This is a genomic window from Clostridium sp. CCUG 7971 (genome assembly GCF_017590215.1).
Taxonomy (GTDB): Bacteria; Bacillota; Clostridia; order Peptostreptococcales; family Peptostreptococcaceae; genus Faecalimicrobium.
In genome coordinates, this window is sequence record NZ_JAFFPK010000196.1 from 1 (window position 1) to 707 (window position 707).

Consider the following 707-nt stretch of genomic DNA (forward strand, 5'->3'; position numbering starts at 1 on the left):
TTTCACCTGTTCTACCATCGTGTAAAGTTAATTTACCATCTTCTGGATATCCAGCTTTAACTAACGCTTTTCTGATGTCACCTTCTTTAGCACCATCAAATACTGATGTAGCTACATGCCATCCTAAAGTTTTAGCAGCAAGTCCTAAATGAACTTCTAGTACCTGTCCGATGTTCATACGAGATGGTACCCCTTGCGGGTTAAGAACTATATCAAGAGGAGTTCCATCTTCCATAAACGGCATATCTTCTTCAGGTAATACTCTTGAGATAACCCCTTTATTACCATGACGTCCAGCCATCTTATCTCCGACTTTTATCTTTCTCTTCTTAGCTATATAACATCTAACTAATTCATTAACTCCTGGAGATAAATCATCTCCATTTTCTCTTGTGAAGACTTTTACGTCAACTATTATACCAGACTCTCCATGAGGAACTTTTAGTGAAGTATCTCTAACTTCTCTAGCTTTTTCCCCAAAGATAGCACGAAGTAATCTTTCTTCAGCTGTAAGTTCAGTTTCTCCTTTTGGAGTTACTTTACCAACTAATATATCCCCTGAATCTACTTCAGCACCTACTCTGATTATACCTCTATCGTCTAAGTTCTTTACAGCACTTTCAGAAACGTTAGGTATATCTCTAGTTATCTCTTCTGGTCCTAGCTTAGTATCTCTAGCTTCACATTCATATTCTTCGATATGAATA

1 pseudogene is annotated in these 707 nt (G+C 37.3%); it reads right to left on the minus strand.

The window, feature by feature from the left end:
- Nucleotides 1–707, minus strand: a pseudogene (locus JWF52_RS18475) (DNA-directed RNA polymerase subunit beta); the annotation flags it as partial.